Genomic DNA, 19,670 nt, shown 5'->3' on the forward strand with positions numbered 1-19,670 from the left:
ATGCCAAACGCTTCATGATCGGTTAGGCGTGGCATAGGGATCGCTGAGGAGAGCAGAATATCGATGAACCAGGCCCGATCGCGTACGCGCCACAAGCGTGGCCCGCAAGCCGCGCTCCCCTGTGAGGAGGGGCAGCGGGAGGTGCGTCCGGTCTCGCCGAGGGATGGGCGCGCGACACCCTATGGCGGCTATCCCACGGACCTGGCCGAGCGCCACCTCAGCAACTTCTATCAGGAAGAGCAGAAGCCGCCGGCGAAGGACGTCACTCATTTCCGCACCACCCGCGCGCTCGTCGTGGCAGCCCGGCGCTGGCGCAAGCTCGCCAACGACCGGATCAAGAGCATCGGCCAGAACATGGCGCGCTGGGAGACGCTCTATCTGCTCGCGTCCTCGGAAGAGGAACTGAGCCAGAGCGAACTGGCCTGGGTGGTCGGCGTCAAGGGGCCGAGCATGGTCGCGATGCTTAACGGTCTGGCGCAGGATGGCCTGATCGAACGGCACCAGAGCAATGTCGACCGGCGCGTGACCTATAACCGCATCACCGAAAAGGGGCGGGAAGCGGCGCGCGATGTCATGGCGATCACCAATCAATTGCGCGACGACGTGCTCGGCGGCATCGACCCGGAGAAGCTGGCGATTACGCTCGAGGTGCTCGAAGGCATTCATGCGCGGCTTGATGAGCTGCGGTGAGGGCTGAGGGCACAGCCAAGCGTTCCATCACAAGCCGCCCGTCATTCCCGCGAAAGCGGGAATCCAGCTCTGACGTTCCGCTTCGATCGGGAGGCCGCAACTGGATTCCCGGGCGGGAATGACAAGGAGTGTTAGCGGGAGGAGACTGCGAAAGCCTCATCTCCCGCTTCGCTGGTCCTTCCCTCTCCCGCAGGCGGAAGAGGGCCGGTAGGCCGCTTATTGCGCCGGCACCACCGGCAGCCATACCGCGCTGGCCGCGTCGCCGCCGCGCTCCAGCGTGACCGTCGCCGCCTTGTAGTCCTCCTTCTTCGCGAGGAAGATGTTGGGCACGAAAGTCTGCGGATTGCGGTCGTAGAGCGGGAACAGGCTCGACTGGACCTGGACCATGATGCGGTGGCCGGGCTGGAACACATGGTTCACCGCCGGCAGGCGGAAGCGATAGCGCTGGACCTTGTTCGCGGGAATCGCGGTCGGATGCTCGAAGCTGTCGCGATAGCGGCCGCGGAAGATGTCGAGGCTGATGGCAAGCTGATAGCCGCCCATCTTGGGATCGTCGGCGACCTCGTCCGGATAGACATCGATCAGCTTGACCACGAAATCGCCGTCGGTGCCGGTGGACTTCGCGAAGATGTCGGCCATCGGCACGCCGGAGACACGGACCGGGGCGGTCAGCACATCGGTCTGGTAGGTCATGACATCGGCGCGGCCATCGGCGTGGCGCTGGTCGCTCACCAGCCAGTCACCCCAGCGGCCGTCGTTGAAGTTTACCGGGCGGGGCAGGTGCGGCACCGGCTTGGCGGGATCGGACACATAGGAGTCGCCGCCGACTGCGCCCTTGTCGAACGACAGCGCGCCCTTGGCCGAGAGATAGATGGGCTTGAGTGGCGCCGCGCAGCCAGTCTCGCAGGCGAGCGGCCAGCTGGCGAAGCGGTCCCAGTGGTTCTCGCCTGTGTTGTAGATGGCGGCGCTCGGCAGATTGGCGGGCGGGCCGTCCTTCAGATATTGGTTGAAGAGCGGCATCACCATCTCCTCGCGGAATTGCGCGGCGGTGTCGCCGTTCCACTCGAGCGGGCCGAGCGAGCGGCCTTCGCGATTGATCTGGCTGTGGCGCCAGGGGCCCATGACGAGGAAATTGTTGCCGGTCTTGCCCCTGGCCTTGAGCGTTTCCCACGAATGGATCGCGCCATACATATCCTCCTGATCCCACAGGCCCTGTTCCCAGAGCGTCGGCACGTTGGAGGGATTGGCGGCGAGCAGCTTGTCGAGCGCCTGACCCCGCCAGAAGCTGTCATAGGCGGTGTGATCGAGCATCTTCTGCCAGGCAGGGAGCTTGTCGAAGCCCGAGGTTTTTGCCCATTCGTTGGCGCCGCCGATCCGGCGGAACTCCTCGTAATTGTCGTAGATGCCGGTCTCCGGGCCCTTGCCTTCGCCCTTGAAGCCGGTCTGCGAGCCGATCCAGCGGATGTTGGTAAGGCGGAAGGCGCCATAATGGAACCAGTCGTCGCCCATCCAGCCGTCGATCATCGGGCTTTCCGGCACCGCAACCTTGAGGGCGGGGTGGGGATTGAGCAGCGCCATGACCACGGTGAAGCCCTCGTAGGAGGAGCCGATCATGCCGACCTTGCCGTTGCTCTCCGGCAGGTTGGCCTTGTTCACCAGCCACTCGATCGTGTCCCAGGCATCGGTGACATGGTCGACATCGGTCGGGTTCAGCGGACCCTTGACCGGGCGCGTGATGATATAGTCGCCCTGCGAGCCATATTTGCCGCGAATGTCCTGATAGACGCGGATGTAGCCGGCCTTGACGAAGGGCTCGTCGGCCGTCGGCAGGACGGAGAGGATGTGCGGGCTCTCCTGTCGCGTGGCGCGTTTCTTGGCGTTGTAGGGCGTGCGGGTGAGGACGATCGGCGCGTTGGTGAGGCCCTTGGGGAAGACGATGACGGTATAGAGCTTGGTGCCGTCGCGCATCGGGATCAGCACTTCGCGTTTCACATAGTCGTTCTGCTCGGTCGGATATTTGAACTTGGCCGGGATGTCTCCGCCCGGAGTGGCCTTCGCCGCGGCGCTGATCTCGTCGGCGGGGGAAGAGCCGGGCTGAGCATGGAGCGGGGCCAGAGTGAGGGTGGCAAGGGCTAAAGACGCGATGAGCGCGGCGCGCGGTGTCATAGGCAAGTCTCCAGGAATGTTGGGAGCGGTTCCGCGAAAGCGGTGGCTCTTCATGGACTTGTCATAGACCGGCTTTTGCGCGTTCGCCAAGGGCAGGGCCGTACCTGAAAGGCGTATCCCGCGCTCCCGCGTCCGCAGGATATGCACGGAAGAAGGCGGCTCGCCTTGCCATTCCGCGCGGCGTTCGCTAAGGGGCGCGGGTCTGCAGGCGGCTTGGAGCTGCCGAGGACACCCTGACATCCTGGATCGAGCTGTCCAAGGATAGACGCTGGCCGGCGAGGTTTCGCCCGCCGGCGCGATTGTCGTTGTGGGTCTGGCTCAAGGTTTTTCGCGGGTTTCCGCAAAGAGGTGCGTGAATGTTCGACAGTCTGAGCGATCGGCTTGGCGGCGTCTTCGACAAGCTCCGGGGGCGCGGGGCGCTCACCGAGGCCGACGTGCGCGCGGCGATGCGCGAGGTGCGAATCGCGCTGCTCGAGGCGGACGTGGCGCTGCCGGTGGTGCGCGAGTTCGTCGACAAGGCGACCGAGAAGGCTGTCGGCAGCGACGTGCTGCGCTCGATCACGCCGGGACAGATGGTCGTCAAGATCGTCTCGGACACGCTGACCGAGACGCTGGGCGCCGACACCAGCGAGCTCATCATCGACGTGACGCCGCCTGCGGTCATCATGATGGTCGGCCTGCAGGGCTCGGGCAAGACGACGACGACGGCCAAGCTCGCCAAGCGGCTCAAGGAACGCGAGCGCAAGAAGGTGCTGATGGCGTCGCTCGACGTCAATCGCCCGGCGGCGCAGGAGCAGCTTGCGGTGCTCGGCACGCAGGTCGACGTCGCGACGTTGCCGATCGTGGCGGGGCAGAGCCCGGTTGAGATCGCCCGGCGTGCGATGCAGGCGGCCAAGCTGCAGGGCTTTGACGTGCTGATGCTCGATACGGCTGGTCGTCTCCATGTCGACCAGGCGCTGATGGACGAGATGAAGGCGGTGGCCGATGTCGCCAATCCCGCCGAAATCCTGCTGGTCGTCGACAGCCTGACCGGACAGGACGCGGTCAATGTGGCCAGCAGCTTCACGCAGCAGGTGCCGCTGACTGGCGTGGTGCTGACCCGCATGGACGGCGATGCGCGCGGCGGCGCGGCGCTCTCGATGCGCGCTGTCACTGGCCAGCCGATCAAGTTCGCCGGCACGGGCGAGAAGCTCGACGCGATCGAGCCCTTCCATCCGGCGCGCGTCGCGCAGCGCATCCTGGGCATGGGCGATGTCGTCAGCCTGGTCGAGCGCGCCGCCGAGAGCATCCAGCAGGAGGATGCCGACAAGCTCGCCAAGCGCATGGCGCAGGGCAAGTTCGACTTGAACGACCTGCGCGCCCAGCTCGCGCAGATGCAGCGCATGGGCGGCCTCGGCATGCTGGCGGGCATGATCCCCGGCCTTAAGAAGGCGCAGGGGCAGATGGCCGCGGCGGGCGTCAACGACAAGACGCTGGTCCATCTTGATGCGCTGATCGGTTCGATGACGCCCAAGGAACGCGAGCGCCCGGAAATCCTCAACGCCAAGCGCAAGATCCGCGTCGCCAAGGGTGCGGGCCTGCAGGTGCAGGACGTCAACCGTCTTCTCAAGATGCACAAGGACATGGAGACGGCCATGAAGAAGCTCAAGAAGATGGGCGGCCTCAAGGGGCTGGCGAAGATGTTCACGGGCGGCGGCGGTGGTCTGGGCGGCATGCTCGGCGGCGGCGGTGCGCCTGATTTGGGAGCGCTCGGCGGCGGGGCCGGTGGTGGCCTGCCCGGCCTTCCCGGTGGCGGTCAGCTCCCGCCCGGTTTCCAGAATTTCGGCAAGAAGTGATTTCACATATTTTAGATAACAGACTGAATTTGCAAGAAAGGTAAGGTAGTTTAGCAATGGCAACAAGCATTCGCCTGTCGCGCGGTGGCTCCAAGAAGCGCCCCTATTACAAGATCGTCGTGACCGACAGCCGCGCGCCCCGCGACGGCAAGTTCATCGAGCGCATCGGCAGCTTCAACCCGCTGCTCGCCAAGGATGACGCCGCGCGCGTCGTGCTCGATGTCGAGCGCGCCAAGCATTGGGTGAGCGTCGGCGCGCAGCCGACCGACCGTGTCGCCCGCTTCCTGGATGCCGCCGGCGTCAAGGAGCGCGCTGCTCGCAACAACCCGAACAAGGGCGAGCCGGGCAAGAAGGCCAAGGATCGCGCCGAGGACAAGGCCGCCAAGATCGCAGAGGCCGCCGAGGCAGCCGAAGCCGCCAAGGCCGCTGCCGCCGAAGCCGCTCAGGCTGCTGAAGCCGCCGAGACCGTCGAGGTCGTGAGCGAGGCGATCGAGGAAGCGACCCCCGAGGAAGCGCCCGCCAACGAGGCGACGCCGAACAGTGACGCCGGTGACACGCCGGACGACGCCGAGGGTGAGTCCGCCCAGGCGCCGGCCGAAGGCTGACCTTGACGTCTGATCGCCCCGTTACGCTGGCCGCCATCATCGGTGCGCATGGCGTGACGGGCGAGCTGCGGCTGAAGCTGTTCGGCGAGGGGCCGGACAGCCTCAAACGCTACAAGAGCTTCGACGCGGGCGGACAGACGCTGACGCTCAAGACGGTGCGCGACGGACCGAACGGCGCGGTCGCGCGCTTCGCCGAGGTGGCCGACCGCAATGCCGCCGAGGCCCTGCGCGGCACCCCGCTCACCGTGCCCCGCTCGGCGCTGCCGCCGCTCGAAGAGGGCGAATATTATCACGTCGACCTGATCGGGCTGCCCTGCGTGATGGACGCAGGCTCGGGTATCGGCGTCATTGTCGCGGTCGAGAATTTCGGCGCGGGCGACATCATCGAGATCGAGAAGCCGGACGGCAAGCGCTTCATGGTGCCGGTCCACGCCGCGCGGATCGAGGCGGAGCGGGCGGTGATCGCGGCGGCGTTTGTCGAATAGGCGATCATGAGCTTCACTGCCCAGATCCTCACCCTCTATCCCGAGATGTTTCCCGGGCCGCTTGGCGTTTCGCTTGCCGGGCGGGCGCTGGCGGAGGGGACTTGGGCCTGCGAGCCAGTACAAATCCGCGATTTCGCGACGGACAAGCACAAGAGCGTGGACGATACGCCGGCCGGGGGCGGGGCGGGGATGGTGCTGCGCGCGGACGTGCTGGCGCGGGCGGTGGACCATGCGCTCGAGTTGCATCCGGCCTTGCCGGTGCTCGCCATGACGCCGCGTGGCGCGCCGATGACGCAGGCGCGGGTGCGCAGCCTTGCCGCCGGGCCGGGCGTGACGATCCTGTGCGGGCGGTTCGAGGGGTTTGACGAGCGACTGTTCGAGGGTCGGCCGATCGAGCAGGTCTCGATGGGCGATATCGTGCTCTCGGGCGGAGAAATCGGCGCTTTCATGCTGCTTGACGCTTGCATTCGGCTGCTTCCCGGCGTAATGGGCGCGGCTTCAAGCGGGGTGGAGGAGTCGTTCGAGAACGATCTCCTCGAATATCCGCAATATACCCGACCTCCTGAGTGGGAAGGGCGTATGATCCCCGAAGTGTTGCGATCGGGGGATCATGCGAAGATCGCGGCCTGGCGGAAACGCCGGGCGGAAGACGATACACGGCTACGCAGGCCAGACCTCTGGGAGCGCTACAGGAGCGCTCGGGACTGACCTGCCTCTGGCGCGCGACGACAGACGAAGGAAGACAGGACAAATGAACCTGCTGCAGACCATCGAGGCGGAATCGATTGCCGCCATCAGCAAGGATATTCCGGATTTCCGTCCGGGCGACACGCTGCGCGTGGGCGTGAAGGTCGTCGAAGGCGAGCGCACCCGCGTCCAGAATTTCGAAGGCGTGTGCATCGCGCGCTCGAACAAGGGCATGGGCTCGAACTTCACCGTGCGCAAGATCAGCTTCGGTGAGGGCGTCGAGCGCGTCTTCCCGCTCTATTCGCCGAACGTCGAGAGCATCACGGTCGTCCGCAAGGGCGTCGTGCGTCGCGCCAAGCTCTATTATCTGCGCGGCCGCACCGGCAAGCGCGCGCGCATCGCCGAGCGTCGCGACACGCGCGATCAGGACGCCTGATCGAACGTTTCAGTTCAGGTTATAAACGGTTTCAAAAGGGGTGGTGCGAGGGATCGCACCGCCCCTTTCCGCTTGCGCAGTTGATCGGTCCGCCTACAAGAATGGCCAAACAATTGGGTGAGGAGGCGCGATCATGCGCAAGATCGGGGCAATTTTCGGCGCAGCATTGCTGCTCGCTTCCTGCGGCAAGGCGCCGCCAGCCGGCAACAGTGCCGCCGCCAACGAGACAGGCGAAACCAGCAACCTCAGCTTCGCCAAGAATGTCGGCGCCGATGCGCTGCCCAAGGATGTCAACAGGCTGCCGCTCAAGGAGCTGATGGGCCATGTCATGCAATATGGCGGCGACGGCATCTGGAAGCGGCAGGGCTATGTCAGTGACGAGAAGGGCGAGCGCTCGCTCTTCCCCAAGAATGACGAGCAATGGGAAGAAGCGGAAAGCGCCAGCCTGACGCTCGCCGAGCTCACCAACATCCTGCTGTTGCCCGGCCGCAAGGTCGACAATCCCAAATGGGACGAGGCGGTGGCCGGCGTGCGCGCCGTCGCGCTCAAGGCGGCGGCGGCGGCGGAGAAGCATGATGAGGACGCCTTCTTCACCGCCGGGGGCGAGCTCGACACGGCCTGCGAGAATTGCCACCTTCAATTCGCGCCGTGGAGCGCGAAGCCGGGCGCCAAGGCTGTCTCAGATCAGGGCAAGACGGCCAGTTAACGCGACTGGATTTTCGCGAGGCTTCATGATCTTGGGCGAAGGCGCATTCCGCGCCGACCCGGGAGCCCAATGACCCTTCGCCAATGGCCAGTTCTCGTCGCGATCGCGATCGGCCTGCTGCTGTTTGCGGCGGAGACGGTGAGTCTGTCGGGCAGCGTCGGCAGCGATTTCTGGGTCTTCCATCTCGCCGTCAAGCGGGTGCTGGCCGACCCCGCGACGCTCTATCATGATTATCATGGCATAGTCGGATCGGCGGAGCGGCTGCTCGGCTTCCTCTATCCGCCGCCGAGCATCGCGATGCTTCTGCCGCTCGGCCTCGGCACACCGGAACAGGGCTATGCCGTGCTGCGCTGGGGCGCCTTGTTTGCCGTGATCGGCGCGCTGTGGATCTGGATGCGAATGCTGGCGCGCGAGGGCGTCGCGACCCCGCCCATGCTCACGCGGATCGCACTGGTGCTGCTCGCCCTCGTCACCGGCCCGGTTTTCACCTGTCGGCACGGGCAGGTCGATACGCTCGTCCTCTTCATCATCGTGGGCGGCATGACGCTGGCCTGGCAGACGAACGGACGCCTGCGCGCGCTTGGCGGCGCGGTGCTGGCGTTCGGCGCCTGGGTGAAGATCTATCCGGTACTGATCCTGGTCGGCCTGCTGTTCGATGGGAAGCGGCGCGTGGCGGTGTTCGCCGGCTTCGCGGCCGGCGGCGTCCTCGTGGCGCTGCTCGCCGCTATGGTCTTCCCGCTCCAGGTATGGATCGACTTCTTCCGCGACATGCTGCCGGTCATGGCCCAGCGCACGATCATCAATGTCGACAATCAGTCGCTCTCCGCCGACATCGTACGGCTGTGGGTGCCGCATGCGCAGGTGATGAGCAGCTTCGACGCGGTGGTGGTGCCGGCGCCGGTGCGGCTGGGTGTCGCGCTGCTGGGGCTGGCGATCATCGCGGCCATGCAGTGGCGCGTGGTGCGGACCGGCGCGCCGAGCCTCATCGTCGCGGCCAGCGTCATGGCCGTGATCAGCCTGATCGCCCCGCTCGGCTGGGGGCATAGCTATGCCTATGTGCTGCCGCTCATGGTGATGGTGGCAGCGCAGGCGATCGCGGGGCGGCGCTGGCTGTGGCTGGGGATCGCCGCGCTGGCGTGGATTGCGATCACGGTGCCCGCTCATCGCCAGCTCGGCTTCGCGGACTGGAGCTCGCCGCTCTGGCACCTCGTCTATAGCCGCTATGCGCTGGCAACACTGGGACTGTTGGTGGCGGCATGGGCGCTGGCGGGGCGGGAGCGCGGCCCCCTCTCCAAGGTCCGCTAGCCGACTTCGCCGGCAAGCTTCCCTATCCTCTCCCCCTTCAGGGGCGAGGAGAAAATCGCCGGTTACGTATTTCACGCATCGACCGCGCTTGTCCCCTTTCGCTCCGGACGCAGAACGGGCAGACAGGGCCCAATGTCCAATGCCACCCGCATCCTGCTCGCCCTGGCCGCCGGCCTTGTCCTCGGCATCATCGGCGCGAGCGTGGCGCCGAAAGCGTCGCTCGACATCGCGACAGTCGCCAACCCGATCGGCAACCTCTGGCTCAACGGCCTGCGCATGACCATCGTGCCACTGGTCGTGGCACTGCTGATCACCGGCATCGCGCAGACGGCCGAGGCGGCGCGGGCGGGGCGGATCGCGGCCCTGTCGCTGAGCTGGATCACGGTCATCATGATCCTCTCCGCCGTGGTCGGTGCCGTGCTGACGCCGCTGCTGCTCAAGATCTGGCCGATGCATGCCGCGTCCGCCGATGCGCTCAAGGCCGCACTCGGCGCGACCGGACCAGCGGCGCCGGTGCCGCCTTTCTCAGAGTTTCTGAGCGCAATCGTGCCGACCAATCCGGTCAATGCGGCCGCGAGCGATGCCATCCTGCCGCTGCTCATTTTCACCGGCGTCTTCGCCTTCGCACTGACCAGGTTGCCGCGCGGACCGCGCGAGCTGCTGAGCGGCGTCTTCTCGGCCATTGCGGATGCGCTGATCATCGTCATCGAATGGGTGCTGAAGCTCGCGCCGATCGGCGTGTTCGCGCTTGCCTTCGTGGTCGGCGCCCGTTCGGGCACGGCGGCGTTCGGCGCGCTGCTGCATTATATCATCATCGTCTCGGGCGTCGGCCTGTTCGTCAGCCTGTGCGCCTATCCCGTGGCGGTGATCGGCGGCCGGCTCAAGCTGCGAGACTATGCGCGGCAGGTCGCGCCGGTGCAGGCGCTCGCGATCAGCACGCAATCCTCGCTCGCCTGCCTGCCGATCATGCTCAAGAAGTCCGAGGATCTGGGCGTGCAGGAATCGACTGCGGGCCTGGTACTGCCCATGGCGGTGGCGCTGATGCGCGCGACCGGCCCGGCGATGAACCTGGCGGTGGCGCTTTATGTAGCCAACTGGTTCGGCATCCAGCTCGGCCCGGCGCAATATGCCGTCGCGATCCTCGCCGCGACGCTCACCTCGATGGGATCGGTCAGCCTGCCGGGACAAGTGAGCTTCATCACGGCCATCGCCCCGATCTGTCTGGCCGTCGGCGTGCCAGTCGAGCCGCTGGCGCTTCTGATTGCGGTGGAGACCCTCCCGGACATCATGCGCACGCTCGGCAATGTGATGATGGACGTCGCCGTGACGGCGGCGGTCGGCGCGCGCGATGGCGGGGAGCAACCGGACGCGGCATGACAGCGCCGCTCTGCCGATTTGACCGCATTCGTCGAAAGGCATAGCCTCCGCCGATAATCAGCGATCGACGGGGGACGGATGATGGCGGCTGAGGGAGTGAGGCTGGCGCCGGTTCGCGGGCGCGCGCGCATCGAGGTGCTCGATATTCTCCGGGGGATCGCGATCCTCGGCATCCTCTACATGAACATTCCCTATATGGGGAACAATGGCACGCTGGAGGAATGGGACATAAGGCTGATCGGCTGGAGCGCGGCCGATCGCACTGTCTGGGCGTTCATCTCGACCTTCTGGAACGGCACGCAGCGCGGCCTGCTCGAATTTCTGTTCGGCGCCGGCGCGATGGTGCTGACGGCCAGGGCGATGACGCCGGACGGGCCCGTTGCAGTGGCCGACCTCTTCTACCGGCGCAATCTCTGGCTGATCCTGTTCGGCCTGATCGACATCTTCCTCGTCACCTGGATTGGTGACATATTGCTGGTCTATGGGCTCGCCGCCCTGATCATCTTCCCGTTCCGCAAGCTCGGGCCGCGCCTGCTCATCTTCCTCGGGCTGCTGTTCGCCGGTTTCGTCGCGGTCGGCGGCGTCATGCAATATCAGGGGCGCGTCGAGCTGATCCAGAAGGTCCCTGCGATCCAGGCCAAGGAAGCGACCAAGCAGAAGCTCAGTAAGGAAGAGGCCGACACGCTGAAGGAATGGCGCAAGCTCAACGACCATTTCAAGAAGCCCGATGCCGAGACCCAGAAGGAAATCGACAAGGAGGCCAAGGCCCATCATGGCGGGGTCTGGGACTATGTGTCCTGGGCCTGGTACATGTGGAACTTCGTCTTCATCGGCAAGCACGCAACCTTCTTCGGCGTGTGCGAGGCTGTGTGCGGCATGCTCCTGGGCATGGCTTGGTGGAAGCTCGGCATCATCCAGGGGCAGCGATCGGCGCGCTTCTATGGCGTGCTGGCGCTCATTGCCTATGCAGTGGGGATGGGGCTGCGCGGGCTCGGCGTCTATGAGGTCTTCCAGTTCATGCCGCAGCCCAAGACGATCTGGGCGACCAATGAGTTTGCGCGGCTCGCCGTCTCGCTCGGCCATGTCGCGCTGATCAATCTGCTGGTCCAGACGAAGGCCGGCAAGGCAGTGCTGGCGCCGCTCAAGGCGGCGGGGCAGACCGCCTTCTCCATCTATGTCCTCACCAGCGTCGTGACCCTGTGGTTCGTCTTCGCGCCATGGGGGCTCGGCCTGTGGGGCCGATATGGCTGGGCGCAACTCGCCCTGATCGCGACGATCATCGACATCGGCTTCCTGGTGCTGGCCAATGTGTGGATGCGCAGCTTCGTGAGCGGGCCGGTGGAATGGGTCTGGCGGTCGCTGGCTTATTGGCAGCGCCAGCCCTTCCGCCGCCACAAGGGGGAGCCCAGCGCACCAGCCGAGCCCGGAACGGAGATCAACGCGCCGCTGCCGGCATGAGGGCGGGCGCAATGCCGCAGAATTAGAAAACCCCCGCTCCAAGGGAGCGAGGGTTTTCTGGAAGGTCCCCTGAGGTCATGACCCCCGGCACAATGGGGACTGTAAAATGCCGGGGGTCAAAAGATCGGCGTCAGTGGGCCAGCACGTTCGCCGACCCTATTCAGATAGACGTCATTTAACGGAGCAGGCTCAATACGCCCTGCTGGCTCTGGTTCGCCTGAGCGAGCATCGCCGTCGAAGCCTGGTTCAGGATCTGGTTCTTGGCGAGGTTGGTCGATTCCACGGAGAAATCGGCATCCTCGATCCGCGAACGGGCGTCCGACAGGTTCGTGATGGTGGTATTCAGATTGTTGACCGTCGCTTCGAGACGGCTCTGCTGGCCACCGATGGTGGCACGGGCGGAAGCGATCTTGTCGAGCCCGGCGTTGATCTTGGAAAGAGCGGCGGTCGCGCCGGAGCCATCGGCATCGGCGAAGGTGGCCAGCGAATTCAGGCCGAGGTTGGTCAGGTTCATCGAGGCGAGCTGGAGGTCGACCGTCTCGCCAGAATTGTTGCCAACCTGGATTTTGACGATGACCGGCGCTGTCACCGAGCCCGAGCCGTTCAGCAGCGTGATGCCGTTGAAGCTGGTGCGGCTGGCGATGTTCGTGATTTGCGAGGTCAGCTCGGTGACTTCCGCCTGGATCGACGTACGGTCAGAGGCGCTGACGGTGCCCGAGGAAGCCTGGACGGCCAGCTCACGCATGCGCTGCAGGATGTTCGAGACTTCGCCCATCGCGCCTTCCGCAACCTGCGTGACGGACATGCCGTCGTTGCAGTTGCGAGCGGCGGCGGAGAGGCCACGAATTTCGGAGGTCATCTTGGTCGAGATGGCGAGGCCGGCGGCGTCGTCCTTCGCGGAGTTGATGCGCTTGCCGGTGGAAAGACGCTCCATGGCCTCGGAAAGGCCGAGAGACGCTTTGGCGGAAGCATTCTGCGCACGAATCGCAGATACGTTTGATGCAATGACAGTCATAATTTCAGTCCCCATTTCTAAAGAGGGCGGTAACCTTGGCCGTTAGCGCCTTCGAAATGCTAGAACGGACCCTGCACGGGAACTTTTAAGCGTCGTGGTCACTTTTTTTCACAAAAGTGCAAAAATGACGGTTTCAAGCGGTTTATGGCGGTCGAAATAGCGCGTATTTCGCCGTTTCAATTGCCCGAACCTGGCCCTGAGGCCTGCTCCAGCTCGATCAGTGGCAGCCAGATCTGCGTTTCGCGGGCGCGCCGATCGCCATACGCCATCAGGCACCGCATGAACTGGGGGGCGAACTGGGCGTCCTTGTTGGCCGCCTTGAGCGCCAGGCAGGTCGGGCTGGCGGCATCGGCCGGGTCGAGCCGCTGCTCACGCCAGCCATCGGCGCTCGCGAAGCCGATCTGGCCGGTCGGCACCCGGAGGCGCAACGACGCGACCGAGTTCACCTCCAGCTGATTGACCAGGATCGCCTCGGCCCTCAGCGCGGCGTCGACGGCGTTGAGCTTGCGATTGGCCTTGTCGTCCGCATCCATATCCGTGGGGCCGTTGCGCAGGACGAGCAGGGGGAGACCGCGCCTGCCATGGTCCATCTGCTCCTGAATCGCGCGCTGGACGAAGGTGGCGAACACGGACTGGCGCACACCGCCGTCGAAATAGGTCTGGCCCGCGACCTGCACCTGCTGGAAGAAGACCGGCATGGCGACCGAGGCGAGCGCGGCGCCGGCGATGCAGGCGCGCCGGGTGCGCGCATCCAGATCGGGCGCGGCGGCGATGCCGTTGATGTCGGCGAACTGGAAGCGGCCGCTGCGGGCCTCCACGAAGCCGGCGAGCATGATGACATTGCTGGCCGCGAGCCGGTCCAGCATGGGGCAGGGGGCGCCGCTCGCCAATGCCGCATTCGGGCAGAGCGCTTCCTCGACCCGCTTGCGCAAGGGCGCGAGACCGGACATGGCACCGGTGATGACCACCATCAGCTTGCTCTGGCGACTGACGACCTCGCTTTCCTTCGCGGGCAGATAGGCACGGCGCAGGGCGTCGCGTACATCGAGATCCTCCAGCCCGGCGCCGACGAAGAGCATTTGCAGCGCGCCAGTGCTGACGCCCGTGATGGCGACGGGATTGGGCAGGTCACTGGCGTCGTCCGCCGCGAGGCTCGTCAGCAGGCCGGCTCCGAAAGCGCCCCATTGCCCGCCGCCCGAGAGCAGCAACACGGAGGGATTGTCGAGCATGACGAAGGACGAGGAGCGCGCGCTGCGCGTCGGGCGCTTGCTCTGCTCGACGACGGCGGACGAGACGGCAGCCTCGACCTTCGATCTGTCGAAGGGGCGTGCCTGAAAGACGGGAGCCGGCGCAGCAGCGCCGACCGGCGCGGAGGCCTCCTCCGCCGAGGCCGGGCGTGCCGCGATCTGCGGTGGTGGCCAATTGTTGCGGATCTGCGCTTCGAGCGGTGAATAAGGCAGGTCGCTCACAAAACGCGGAAACTGCGGGCAATCGACGGTGAGTGGTCCGCGGGTGGCACAGGCACCAAGTGGCAGCGCCAGCAAAAGAAGCGCCGGCAGGCGCAGAGTGGATCGCATCATTTCCCCCAGAAGAATTTTTCGATGCGACCTTTGTGCGGGCAATAGCATCGCCCCTGCCGCGCTGCCAATGAAGGATCGCGCTAAACGGCGAATTGACCGTATCGGGCGCCGGGCCGTGCGTGGACGCTGAGAGGAGGACCAAGGTTCGGCGCATGATACGTCCAGCTTGTTCTTCGAGGAGATTGGGGGACCATGTCGTGGCGTGGCTCGATCCAAGGTCGATGGGACGCAGCGCCAGGCGCGGCCTGTGGTCAGGCTTTGCCTCGCGCGTCGAATTGGTCTATCCGCCGCCGCTCAGCCCTTGACCATCTCGGAGAACCCCCGTGGGATATCGTGTCGTCGTCGCAGGCGCCACCGGCAATGTCGGTCGCGAAATGCTCAACATCCTGGCCGAGCGGGAATTCCCGATCGACGAATTGGCCGTCGTCGCGTCCTCGCGCTCAACTGGCGACGAAATCGAGTATGGCGAGACCGGCAAGATGCTCAAGGTCAGGAATATCGAGCATTTCGATCCGACGGGATGGGACATGGCCCTGTTCGCGATCGGTTCCGAGGCGACCAAGGTCTATGCGCCCAAGTTCGCGGCCGCCGGCTGCACGGTGATCGACAACAGCTCGCTCTATCGCATGGACCCGGACGTGCCGCTGATCGTGCCCGAGGTGAACCCGTACGCGATCGACGGTTACAAGAAGAGGAACATTATCGCCAATCCGAACTGCTCGACCGCGCAGATGGTCGTGGCGCTCAAGCCCCTGCACGATTTCGCGACGATCAAGCGCGTCGTGGTGGCGACCTATCAGTCGGTCTCCGGCGCGGGCAAGGCGGGCATGGACGAGCTGTTCGAGCAGAGCCGCAACATCTTCGTCGGCGACCCGGCGGTGCCCGCGAAGTTCACCAAGCAGATCGCCTTCAATGTGATCCCGCATATTGACAGCTTCCTGGATGACGGCTCGACCAAGGAAGAGTGGAAGATGGTCGTCGAGACCAAGAAAATCCTCGATCCCAAGATCAAGGTGACGGCGACCTGCGTGCGCGTGCCGGTGTTCGTCGGGCATAGCGAGGCGATCAACATCGAGTTCGTCGAGGAGATCAGCGCCAAGAAGGCCCAGTCCATCCTGCGCGAGGCGCCCGGCATCATGCTCGTCGACAAGCATGAGGACGGCGGATACGTCACGCCAGTCGAGTGCGTGGGCGATTATGCCACTTTCGTCAGCCGCGTGCGCGAGGACTCGACAGTCGACAACGGCCTCTCGCTCTGGTGCGTCAGCGACAATCTGCGTAAGGGCGCCGCGCTCAACGCAGTGCAGATCGCCGAACTGCTTGGGCGGCGTCACCTCAAGAAGGGGTGATGTGAAAACGGGAGGCGTACGCATCACCGTTCCGGCAAGCCAGTGGGCGTTGATCGGCAGCCTGTTGTTCGCTGCCGCGCTGGCCAACGTGGCGCAGCCTTATCCGCAACTGGCGCCGCTCCAGCATGCGCCGACCGTGCTGCTGTGCCTTGCCGCGCCATGGCTGTTGCGCCGCTGGCCGTTGCCGACCGGCACCGTGGTACTCATCTGGATCTTCCTCCTGCTGCACACGCTGGGTGGGCGCTACATCTATTCCTATGTGCCCTATGACGAATGGGCTCATGGCCTCACCGGGCATACGGTGTCCGGCCTGTTCGGCTGGCAGCGCAATGGCTATGACCGGCTTGTCCATCTGAGCTTCGGCTTGCTGGGAACGCCGGTTTTCGCGACGATCGCGCGGCGTCATGGCGGGATCTGGCCTCGCGCCGCCTGGCTGATGGGGTTTGCGCTGGTCGGGCTGGTCAGCGCGCTCTACGAGATTTTCGAATGGCTGCTGACTTTGGTCGCGGCCGGCGACACCGCCGATTATTATAACGGCCAGCAAGGCGACATCTGGGATCCGCAGAAAGATATGGCGATCGCGCAGCTGGGCAGCCTGATCGCATGGCTCTGGGCGGCGGTCCGCGGCCGGGTGCACTAGACGTCGGTATAGCGTTCGGCCGATGCCAGGCGACCACCGTGCCCCCCCCCGCTGTGAGGGCGGCCGAGCGTCGGCGGGATGCAACCGACGATGAGCGCGTGGAGACCCTCAAGCGGACGGTGCGATATGGCTTCGGGCGGCGGTCGGTCCATCCGCGATGCACAAGGCGGAACTGCGGTGCAAAAAGCTTGCACCGGCACTTACTCCGCCATCACCGGCGCCGGGCCGCCTCCGGCGCGCGCTTTTGGCTTGCGCAACAGGAAGGCTGCCGGGATGCCGAGCGCGCAGGCGATGGTCATGATATAGAAGTCGTCAAGATAGGCGATCATCGCCGCCTGCTGGTTGACCATGCCGTCGGCGATCTGCATCGCCGCGCTGCCATATTGGCCGAAGCGCGCGAGCAGGCCGGGATCCAACGGCAGGTTGTTCGGCGAGATATGCGCGGCGAGATCGGCATGGCTCACCTGCGTGTTGCGGGCGAGCAGCGCCACGACGATGGCGATGCCGATCGACGAGCCGATATTGCGCGTGAGGTTGAGCACCGCCGCGCCCTCGGTGCGCGAGGTCGGCGGGAGCGTGCCGAAGGCGAGGACCTGCAACGGCACGAAGACCAAGCCGATGCCGAGGCCCTGGATCAACCCTGAAAGGACGAAGGGTTGCCAGCTCTGCTCCAGCGTCCAGCCCATCATCATCCAGAGCGACCAGGAGGACAAAGCGAAGCCGCTCGCCACCATGAGACGCGGATCGACCTTGCCCACCAGCTTGCCCGAGACGAACATGGTGATCAGCACGCCGACGCCGCGCGAGGCGAGAATCTCGCCCGTGTCCACCACCGGATAGCCGAACAGCCCCTCCAGCAAGGAGGGCAGCAGCGCCATTGCCGCGAACATGACCATGCCGATGACGAACATGAAGACCGAGGCGCTGATGAAGTTGCGGTCGGCGAACAGCTCGGGCGAGAAGAGCGGCTTTTTCGCGGTCGCAGTGTGGACCGCGAAGATCCACAGGCCGGTCACGCCGAGCGCCGCCTCGACCAGGATTTCCTTCGACGAGAACCAGTCGGCATTCTGACCGCGGTCGAGCATCAATTGCAGCCCGCACAGGCCCAATGCCAGCATCGCGAAGCCGAACAGGTCCATGCTCCGGCGCTTGATCTCCTTCTCGGGCAGCAGCGTGATCAGGCCGGCGAGGCAGACGATGCCGACCGGTACGTTGATGAGGAAACACCAGCGCCAGTCGAACCATTCGGTAAGATAGCCGCCGACGATCGGCCCCATGATCGGCCCGATCATGACGCCCATGCCATAGACGGACATGGCCTTGCCCTGCTCGGACGGCTTGTTGATGTCGAGCATCAGGGTCTGGGCCAGCGGGCCGAGGAATGCGCCGCCGATGCCCTGCAGCGTACGGAACAGCACCATCTGGGTGATGTTCTGGGCAAGCGCACACATGATCGAGGCGATGGTGAAGGTGGCGACCGAGAAGATGAACAGCTTCTTGGCGCCGACCCGGTCGGCGAGCCAGCCGGTCAGCGGGATCGAGACGGCGGAGGCGAGGATATAGCTGGTCAGCACCCAGCTGATCGTTTCGGGCGAGGCGCCGAGCGAGGCCGACATGTGGGGCAGGGCGACGTTGGTGATGGTGGTGTCCAGCACCTGCATCACCATCGCGGCCATGATCGCCGTCGTCGCCAGCCCCTTGTGGCTGACCTTCAGATGCGCTTGATCCATGGATGCTGCCATGGCTTAGCGGCCCTGGCCATGATCCTGAATGTCGACCACGACATGCGCGCTGAGGCCAGCGATCATGGCGCGATCCGGCTTCCCGTCGATGGCGATGCGCACCGGCACGCGCTGCGTCACCTTGACCCAGTTGCCGTTGGCGTTCTGTGCGGGAAGGACCGAGAATTCCGAGCCGGTGCCGGCGCCGATGCCTTCGACATGCCCCTTGATCGGATCGCCCGGATAGGCGTCGAGCTTGATCGTCGCCACCTGTCCGGGGCGCATGCGATCGAGATCGGTTTCCTTGAAATTGGCGGTGATCCAGGTGCGATCGCTGGCGACGATGCTGACCATCGGCAGCCCCTCGATCGCCATCTGGCCGATCTGGAGCCGATCGGCCTGGCTGATGCGACCCGAGACGGGCGCGCGGACGGTCGTGCGCCTGAGGTTCAGGGCGGCCTGATCGCGCTGGGCGAAGGCGGCGGCGACTTGCGGATTGACGCCGGGCACTTGCTGTCCGGTCGCGGCGGCGGCGCGCGCCTTGGCGGCGTCGGCTTCGGCCGTGTTGATCTTGGTGCGGGCATTGTCGACGGCCTGCTGGCTCTGCTGGAGGCGTTCGCGCGTGGTGAAGCCATCCTTCATCAGCGCCTGCTGACGCTTGAGGTCCTCCTGCGCATAATAGAGATTCTCGCGCGCGCCCTGGATATCGACGGAGCTCGCCGTCACATCTGTGCGCAGCTTGCCGACCTCGACCTGGGCATTGGCGATCGCGGCGTTGGCCTGTTCCAGTGCGACCTCATAGGGCGCCCTGTCCACGACGAAGAGAATGTCGCCGGCTTTCACCATCTGGTTCTCGCGCACCTTCACCTCGACGATGCGGCCGCCGACATCGCTGCTCACCGAGACGATATCCTGCTTCACATAGGCATTGTCCGTGGAGACGGACCGGCCGCCGGTGGCCCAGAAATAAGCGGCGACCGCCACGATCAGCAGCGGCAGCGAGATCATGAGGAGGATGCGTCTGACGTTGCGCGGGGGCTTTTCGTCGGCGGGCTGCTCGGCAGCGATCGAAGCCGCAGGCGCAGTAGCGGGCGGCTTGAGAGCAGGATCGGCTTCAGCCATGGCGCACGGCTCCTTGAGTCTGGCGATCGTCATGGGGCGTAACGTTGTGGAGGTTGTCGCGTATCTGCCCGAGGAGCGCCATCGCGGCGTTGCGTGCATCCGCATCGACACCCTGCAGGGATTCGTTGAGCACACTCTGGCCGATGGCCTGCAGCTCCTGCGCGATCGGCTCAGCCGTCTCGGTCAGGAAGAGCTGCCAGGCACGGCGGTCCTGCGGATCGCGGCGGCGCTCGACGAGACTGGCCTGCTCGAGGCGGTCGACCATGCGGCAGGTGGTAATCGGCTCGACATCGAGTCGATCGGCGAGGGCGCCCTGATTGATGCCGGGAAAGCGCATGATCGCGACGAGCGCGCGCATCTGCGGGCCGGTGATGCCGAAGCTGCGGGTGCGCTCGTCGAACCGGCGACGATAGAGGCGCGCGACATCGCTGATGACGAAGGCAATGTGATTGTTGTCCATGATCTGGAAATAATAAGGGTGCTTATTAAAAGC

The 19,670-nt window shown here is 65.2% G+C and carries 18 protein-coding genes; 12 read left to right on the forward strand and 6 right to left on the reverse strand.

All coding sequences use genetic code 11. The features are described from left to right. Nucleotides 1–63: 63 nt before the first annotated feature. A complete protein-coding gene (locus KK488_RS12425; RefSeq protein WP_214623975.1) occupies nucleotides 64–690 on the forward strand; it encodes a MarR family winged helix-turn-helix transcriptional regulator in 627 nt (208 codons plus the stop codon). A gap of 216 nt (nucleotides 691–906) precedes the next feature. Here KK488_RS12425 and KK488_RS12430 read toward each other — a convergent pair whose 3' ends face one another. Then, a complete protein-coding gene (locus KK488_RS12430; protein ID WP_214623977.1) occupies nucleotides 907–2,856 on the reverse strand; it encodes a CocE/NonD family hydrolase in 1,950 nt (649 codons plus the stop codon). A gap of 356 nt (nucleotides 2,857–3,212) precedes the next feature. Here KK488_RS12430 and ffh point away from each other — a divergent pair, with 356 nt between their 5' ends. From ffh to KK488_RS12475, 9 genes are all read left to right on the forward strand, one after another. Continuing rightward, nucleotides 3,213–4,691, forward strand: a complete 1,479-nt coding sequence (ffh, locus tag KK488_RS12435) for a signal recognition particle protein (RefSeq protein WP_214623979.1) — start codon at nucleotides 3,213–3,215, stop codon at nucleotides 4,689–4,691. Between the two features lie 56 nt (nucleotides 4,692–4,747). Beyond that, a complete protein-coding gene (rpsP, locus tag KK488_RS12440) occupies nucleotides 4,748–5,296 on the forward strand; it encodes a 30S ribosomal protein S16 (protein ID WP_214623981.1) in 549 nt (182 codons plus the stop codon). A 2-nt stretch (nucleotides 5,297–5,298) separates the two neighbouring features. Beyond that, nucleotides 5,299–5,781 carry a ribosome maturation factor RimM gene (gene rimM / locus KK488_RS12445; protein ID WP_214623982.1) on the forward strand — a complete coding sequence of 161 codons (483 nt, stop codon included), beginning with the start codon at nucleotides 5,299–5,301 and terminating at the stop codon, nucleotides 5,779–5,781. 6 nt (nucleotides 5,782–5,787) lie between these two features. Next, nucleotides 5,788–6,489 (forward strand): tRNA (guanosine(37)-N1)-methyltransferase TrmD, encoded by a 702-nt coding sequence (gene trmD / locus KK488_RS12450; protein WP_214623984.1) that lies wholly within the window; start codon nucleotides 5,788–5,790, stop codon nucleotides 6,487–6,489. Between the two features lie 43 nt (nucleotides 6,490–6,532). Next, nucleotides 6,533–6,904 (forward strand): 50S ribosomal protein L19, encoded by a 372-nt coding sequence (rplS, locus tag KK488_RS12455; RefSeq protein ID WP_214623985.1) that lies wholly within the window; start codon nucleotides 6,533–6,535, stop codon nucleotides 6,902–6,904. 133 nt (nucleotides 6,905–7,037) lie between these two features. Then, nucleotides 7,038–7,610 carry a hypothetical protein gene (locus tag KK488_RS12460; protein WP_214623987.1) on the forward strand — a complete coding sequence of 191 codons (573 nt, stop codon included), beginning with the start codon at nucleotides 7,038–7,040 and terminating at the stop codon, nucleotides 7,608–7,610. A gap of 69 nt (nucleotides 7,611–7,679) precedes the next feature. After that, complete coding sequence (locus KK488_RS12465; RefSeq protein ID WP_214623989.1) at nucleotides 7,680–8,915, forward strand: glycosyltransferase family 87 protein; 1,236 nt, start codon at nucleotides 7,680–7,682, stop codon at nucleotides 8,913–8,915. Between the two features lie 132 nt (nucleotides 8,916–9,047). Beyond that, nucleotides 9,048–10,292, forward strand: a complete 1,245-nt coding sequence (locus KK488_RS12470; RefSeq protein ID WP_214623991.1) for a dicarboxylate/amino acid:cation symporter — start codon at nucleotides 9,048–9,050, stop codon at nucleotides 10,290–10,292. Nucleotides 10,293–10,373: 81 nt separating this feature from the next. After that, a complete protein-coding gene (locus KK488_RS12475; RefSeq protein WP_214623993.1) occupies nucleotides 10,374–11,750 on the forward strand; it encodes a DUF418 domain-containing protein in 1,377 nt (458 codons plus the stop codon). 175 nt (nucleotides 11,751–11,925) lie between these two features. Here KK488_RS12475 and KK488_RS12480 read toward each other — a convergent pair whose 3' ends face one another. Then, nucleotides 11,926–12,765, reverse strand: a complete 840-nt coding sequence (locus tag KK488_RS12480; RefSeq protein WP_214623995.1) for a flagellin N-terminal helical domain-containing protein — start codon at nucleotides 12,763–12,765, stop codon at nucleotides 11,926–11,928. 176 nt (nucleotides 12,766–12,941) lie between these two features. Next, entirely contained in the window at nucleotides 12,942–14,345 is a 1,404-nt protein-coding gene (locus KK488_RS12485; protein ID WP_214623997.1) for a patatin-like phospholipase family protein, read from the reverse strand. A gap of 323 nt (nucleotides 14,346–14,668) precedes the next feature. Between KK488_RS12485 and KK488_RS12490 the strand changes: the two genes are divergently transcribed. Both KK488_RS12490 and KK488_RS12495 read left to right on the forward strand, forming a co-directional pair. Further along, entirely contained in the window at nucleotides 14,669–15,694 is a 1,026-nt protein-coding gene (locus KK488_RS12490) for an aspartate-semialdehyde dehydrogenase (protein ID WP_214623999.1), read from the forward strand. Nucleotide 15,695: 1 nt separating this feature from the next. Then, on the forward strand, nucleotides 15,696–16,334 hold the full coding sequence (locus KK488_RS12495) for a DUF2238 domain-containing protein (protein ID WP_214624001.1): 639 nt from the start codon (nucleotides 15,696–15,698) through the stop codon (nucleotides 16,332–16,334). A 200-nt stretch (nucleotides 16,335–16,534) separates the two neighbouring features. Here KK488_RS12495 and KK488_RS12500 read toward each other — a convergent pair whose 3' ends face one another. From KK488_RS12500 to KK488_RS12510, 3 genes are read right to left on the reverse strand one after another with little or no spacing between them, the layout of a single operon-like run. Next, entirely contained in the window at nucleotides 16,535–18,076 is a 1,542-nt protein-coding gene (locus tag KK488_RS12500; RefSeq protein ID WP_214624003.1) for a DHA2 family efflux MFS transporter permease subunit, read from the reverse strand. Nucleotides 18,077–18,079: 3 nt separating this feature from the next. Beyond that, nucleotides 18,080–19,177: an HlyD family secretion protein gene (locus KK488_RS12505; protein WP_214624004.1), complete on the reverse strand. Its 1,098-nt coding sequence runs from the start codon at nucleotides 19,175–19,177 to the stop codon at nucleotides 18,080–18,082. Next, nucleotides 19,170–19,637, reverse strand: coding sequence for a MarR family winged helix-turn-helix transcriptional regulator (locus tag KK488_RS12510; protein ID WP_214624005.1), 468 nt, complete (start codon nucleotides 19,635–19,637; stop codon nucleotides 19,170–19,172). Before KK488_RS12510 ends, KK488_RS12505 begins: the two co-directional genes overlap by 8 nt. Nucleotides 19,638–19,670 lie beyond the last annotated feature (33 nt).

This window comes from Sphingobium nicotianae, from assembly GCF_018603885.1.
Classification (GTDB): Bacteria; Pseudomonadota; Alphaproteobacteria; order Sphingomonadales; family Sphingomonadaceae; genus Sphingobium; species Sphingobium nicotianae.

Coding starts and splice junctions, on each gene's coding strand:
- KK488_RS12425 (WP_214623975.1), top strand. CDS start 64: ATGAACCAGGCCCGATCGCGTACGCGCCACAAGCGTGGCCCGCAAGCC.
- KK488_RS12430 (WP_214623977.1), bottom strand. CDS start 2,856: ATGACACCGCGCGCCGCGCTCATCGCGTCTTTAGCCCTTGCCACCCTC.
- ffh (WP_214623979.1), top strand. CDS start 3,213: ATGTTCGACAGTCTGAGCGATCGGCTTGGCGGCGTCTTCGACAAGCTC.
- rpsP (WP_214623981.1), top strand. CDS start 4,748: ATGGCAACAAGCATTCGCCTGTCGCGCGGTGGCTCCAAGAAGCGCCCC.
- trmD (WP_214623984.1), top strand. CDS start 5,788: ATGAGCTTCACTGCCCAGATCCTCACCCTCTATCCCGAGATGTTTCCC.
- rplS (WP_214623985.1), top strand. CDS start 6,533: ATGAACCTGCTGCAGACCATCGAGGCGGAATCGATTGCCGCCATCAGC.
- KK488_RS12460 (WP_214623987.1), top strand. CDS start 7,038: ATGCGCAAGATCGGGGCAATTTTCGGCGCAGCATTGCTGCTCGCTTCC.
- KK488_RS12465 (WP_214623989.1), top strand. CDS start 7,680: ATGACCCTTCGCCAATGGCCAGTTCTCGTCGCGATCGCGATCGGCCTG.
- KK488_RS12470 (WP_214623991.1), top strand. CDS start 9,048: ATGTCCAATGCCACCCGCATCCTGCTCGCCCTGGCCGCCGGCCTTGTC.
- KK488_RS12475 (WP_214623993.1), top strand. CDS start 10,374: ATGGCGGCTGAGGGAGTGAGGCTGGCGCCGGTTCGCGGGCGCGCGCGC.
- KK488_RS12480 (WP_214623995.1), bottom strand. CDS start 12,765: ATGACTGTCATTGCATCAAACGTATCTGCGATTCGTGCGCAGAATGCT.
- KK488_RS12485 (WP_214623997.1), bottom strand. CDS start 14,345: ATGATGCGATCCACTCTGCGCCTGCCGGCGCTTCTTTTGCTGGCGCTG.
- KK488_RS12500 (WP_214624003.1), bottom strand. CDS start 18,076: ATGGCAGCATCCATGGATCAAGCGCATCTGAAGGTCAGCCACAAGGGG.
- KK488_RS12505 (WP_214624004.1), bottom strand. CDS start 19,177: ATGGCTGAAGCCGATCCTGCTCTCAAGCCGCCCGCTACTGCGCCTGCG.
- KK488_RS12510 (WP_214624005.1), bottom strand. CDS start 19,637: ATGGACAACAATCACATTGCCTTCGTCATCAGCGATGTCGCGCGCCTC.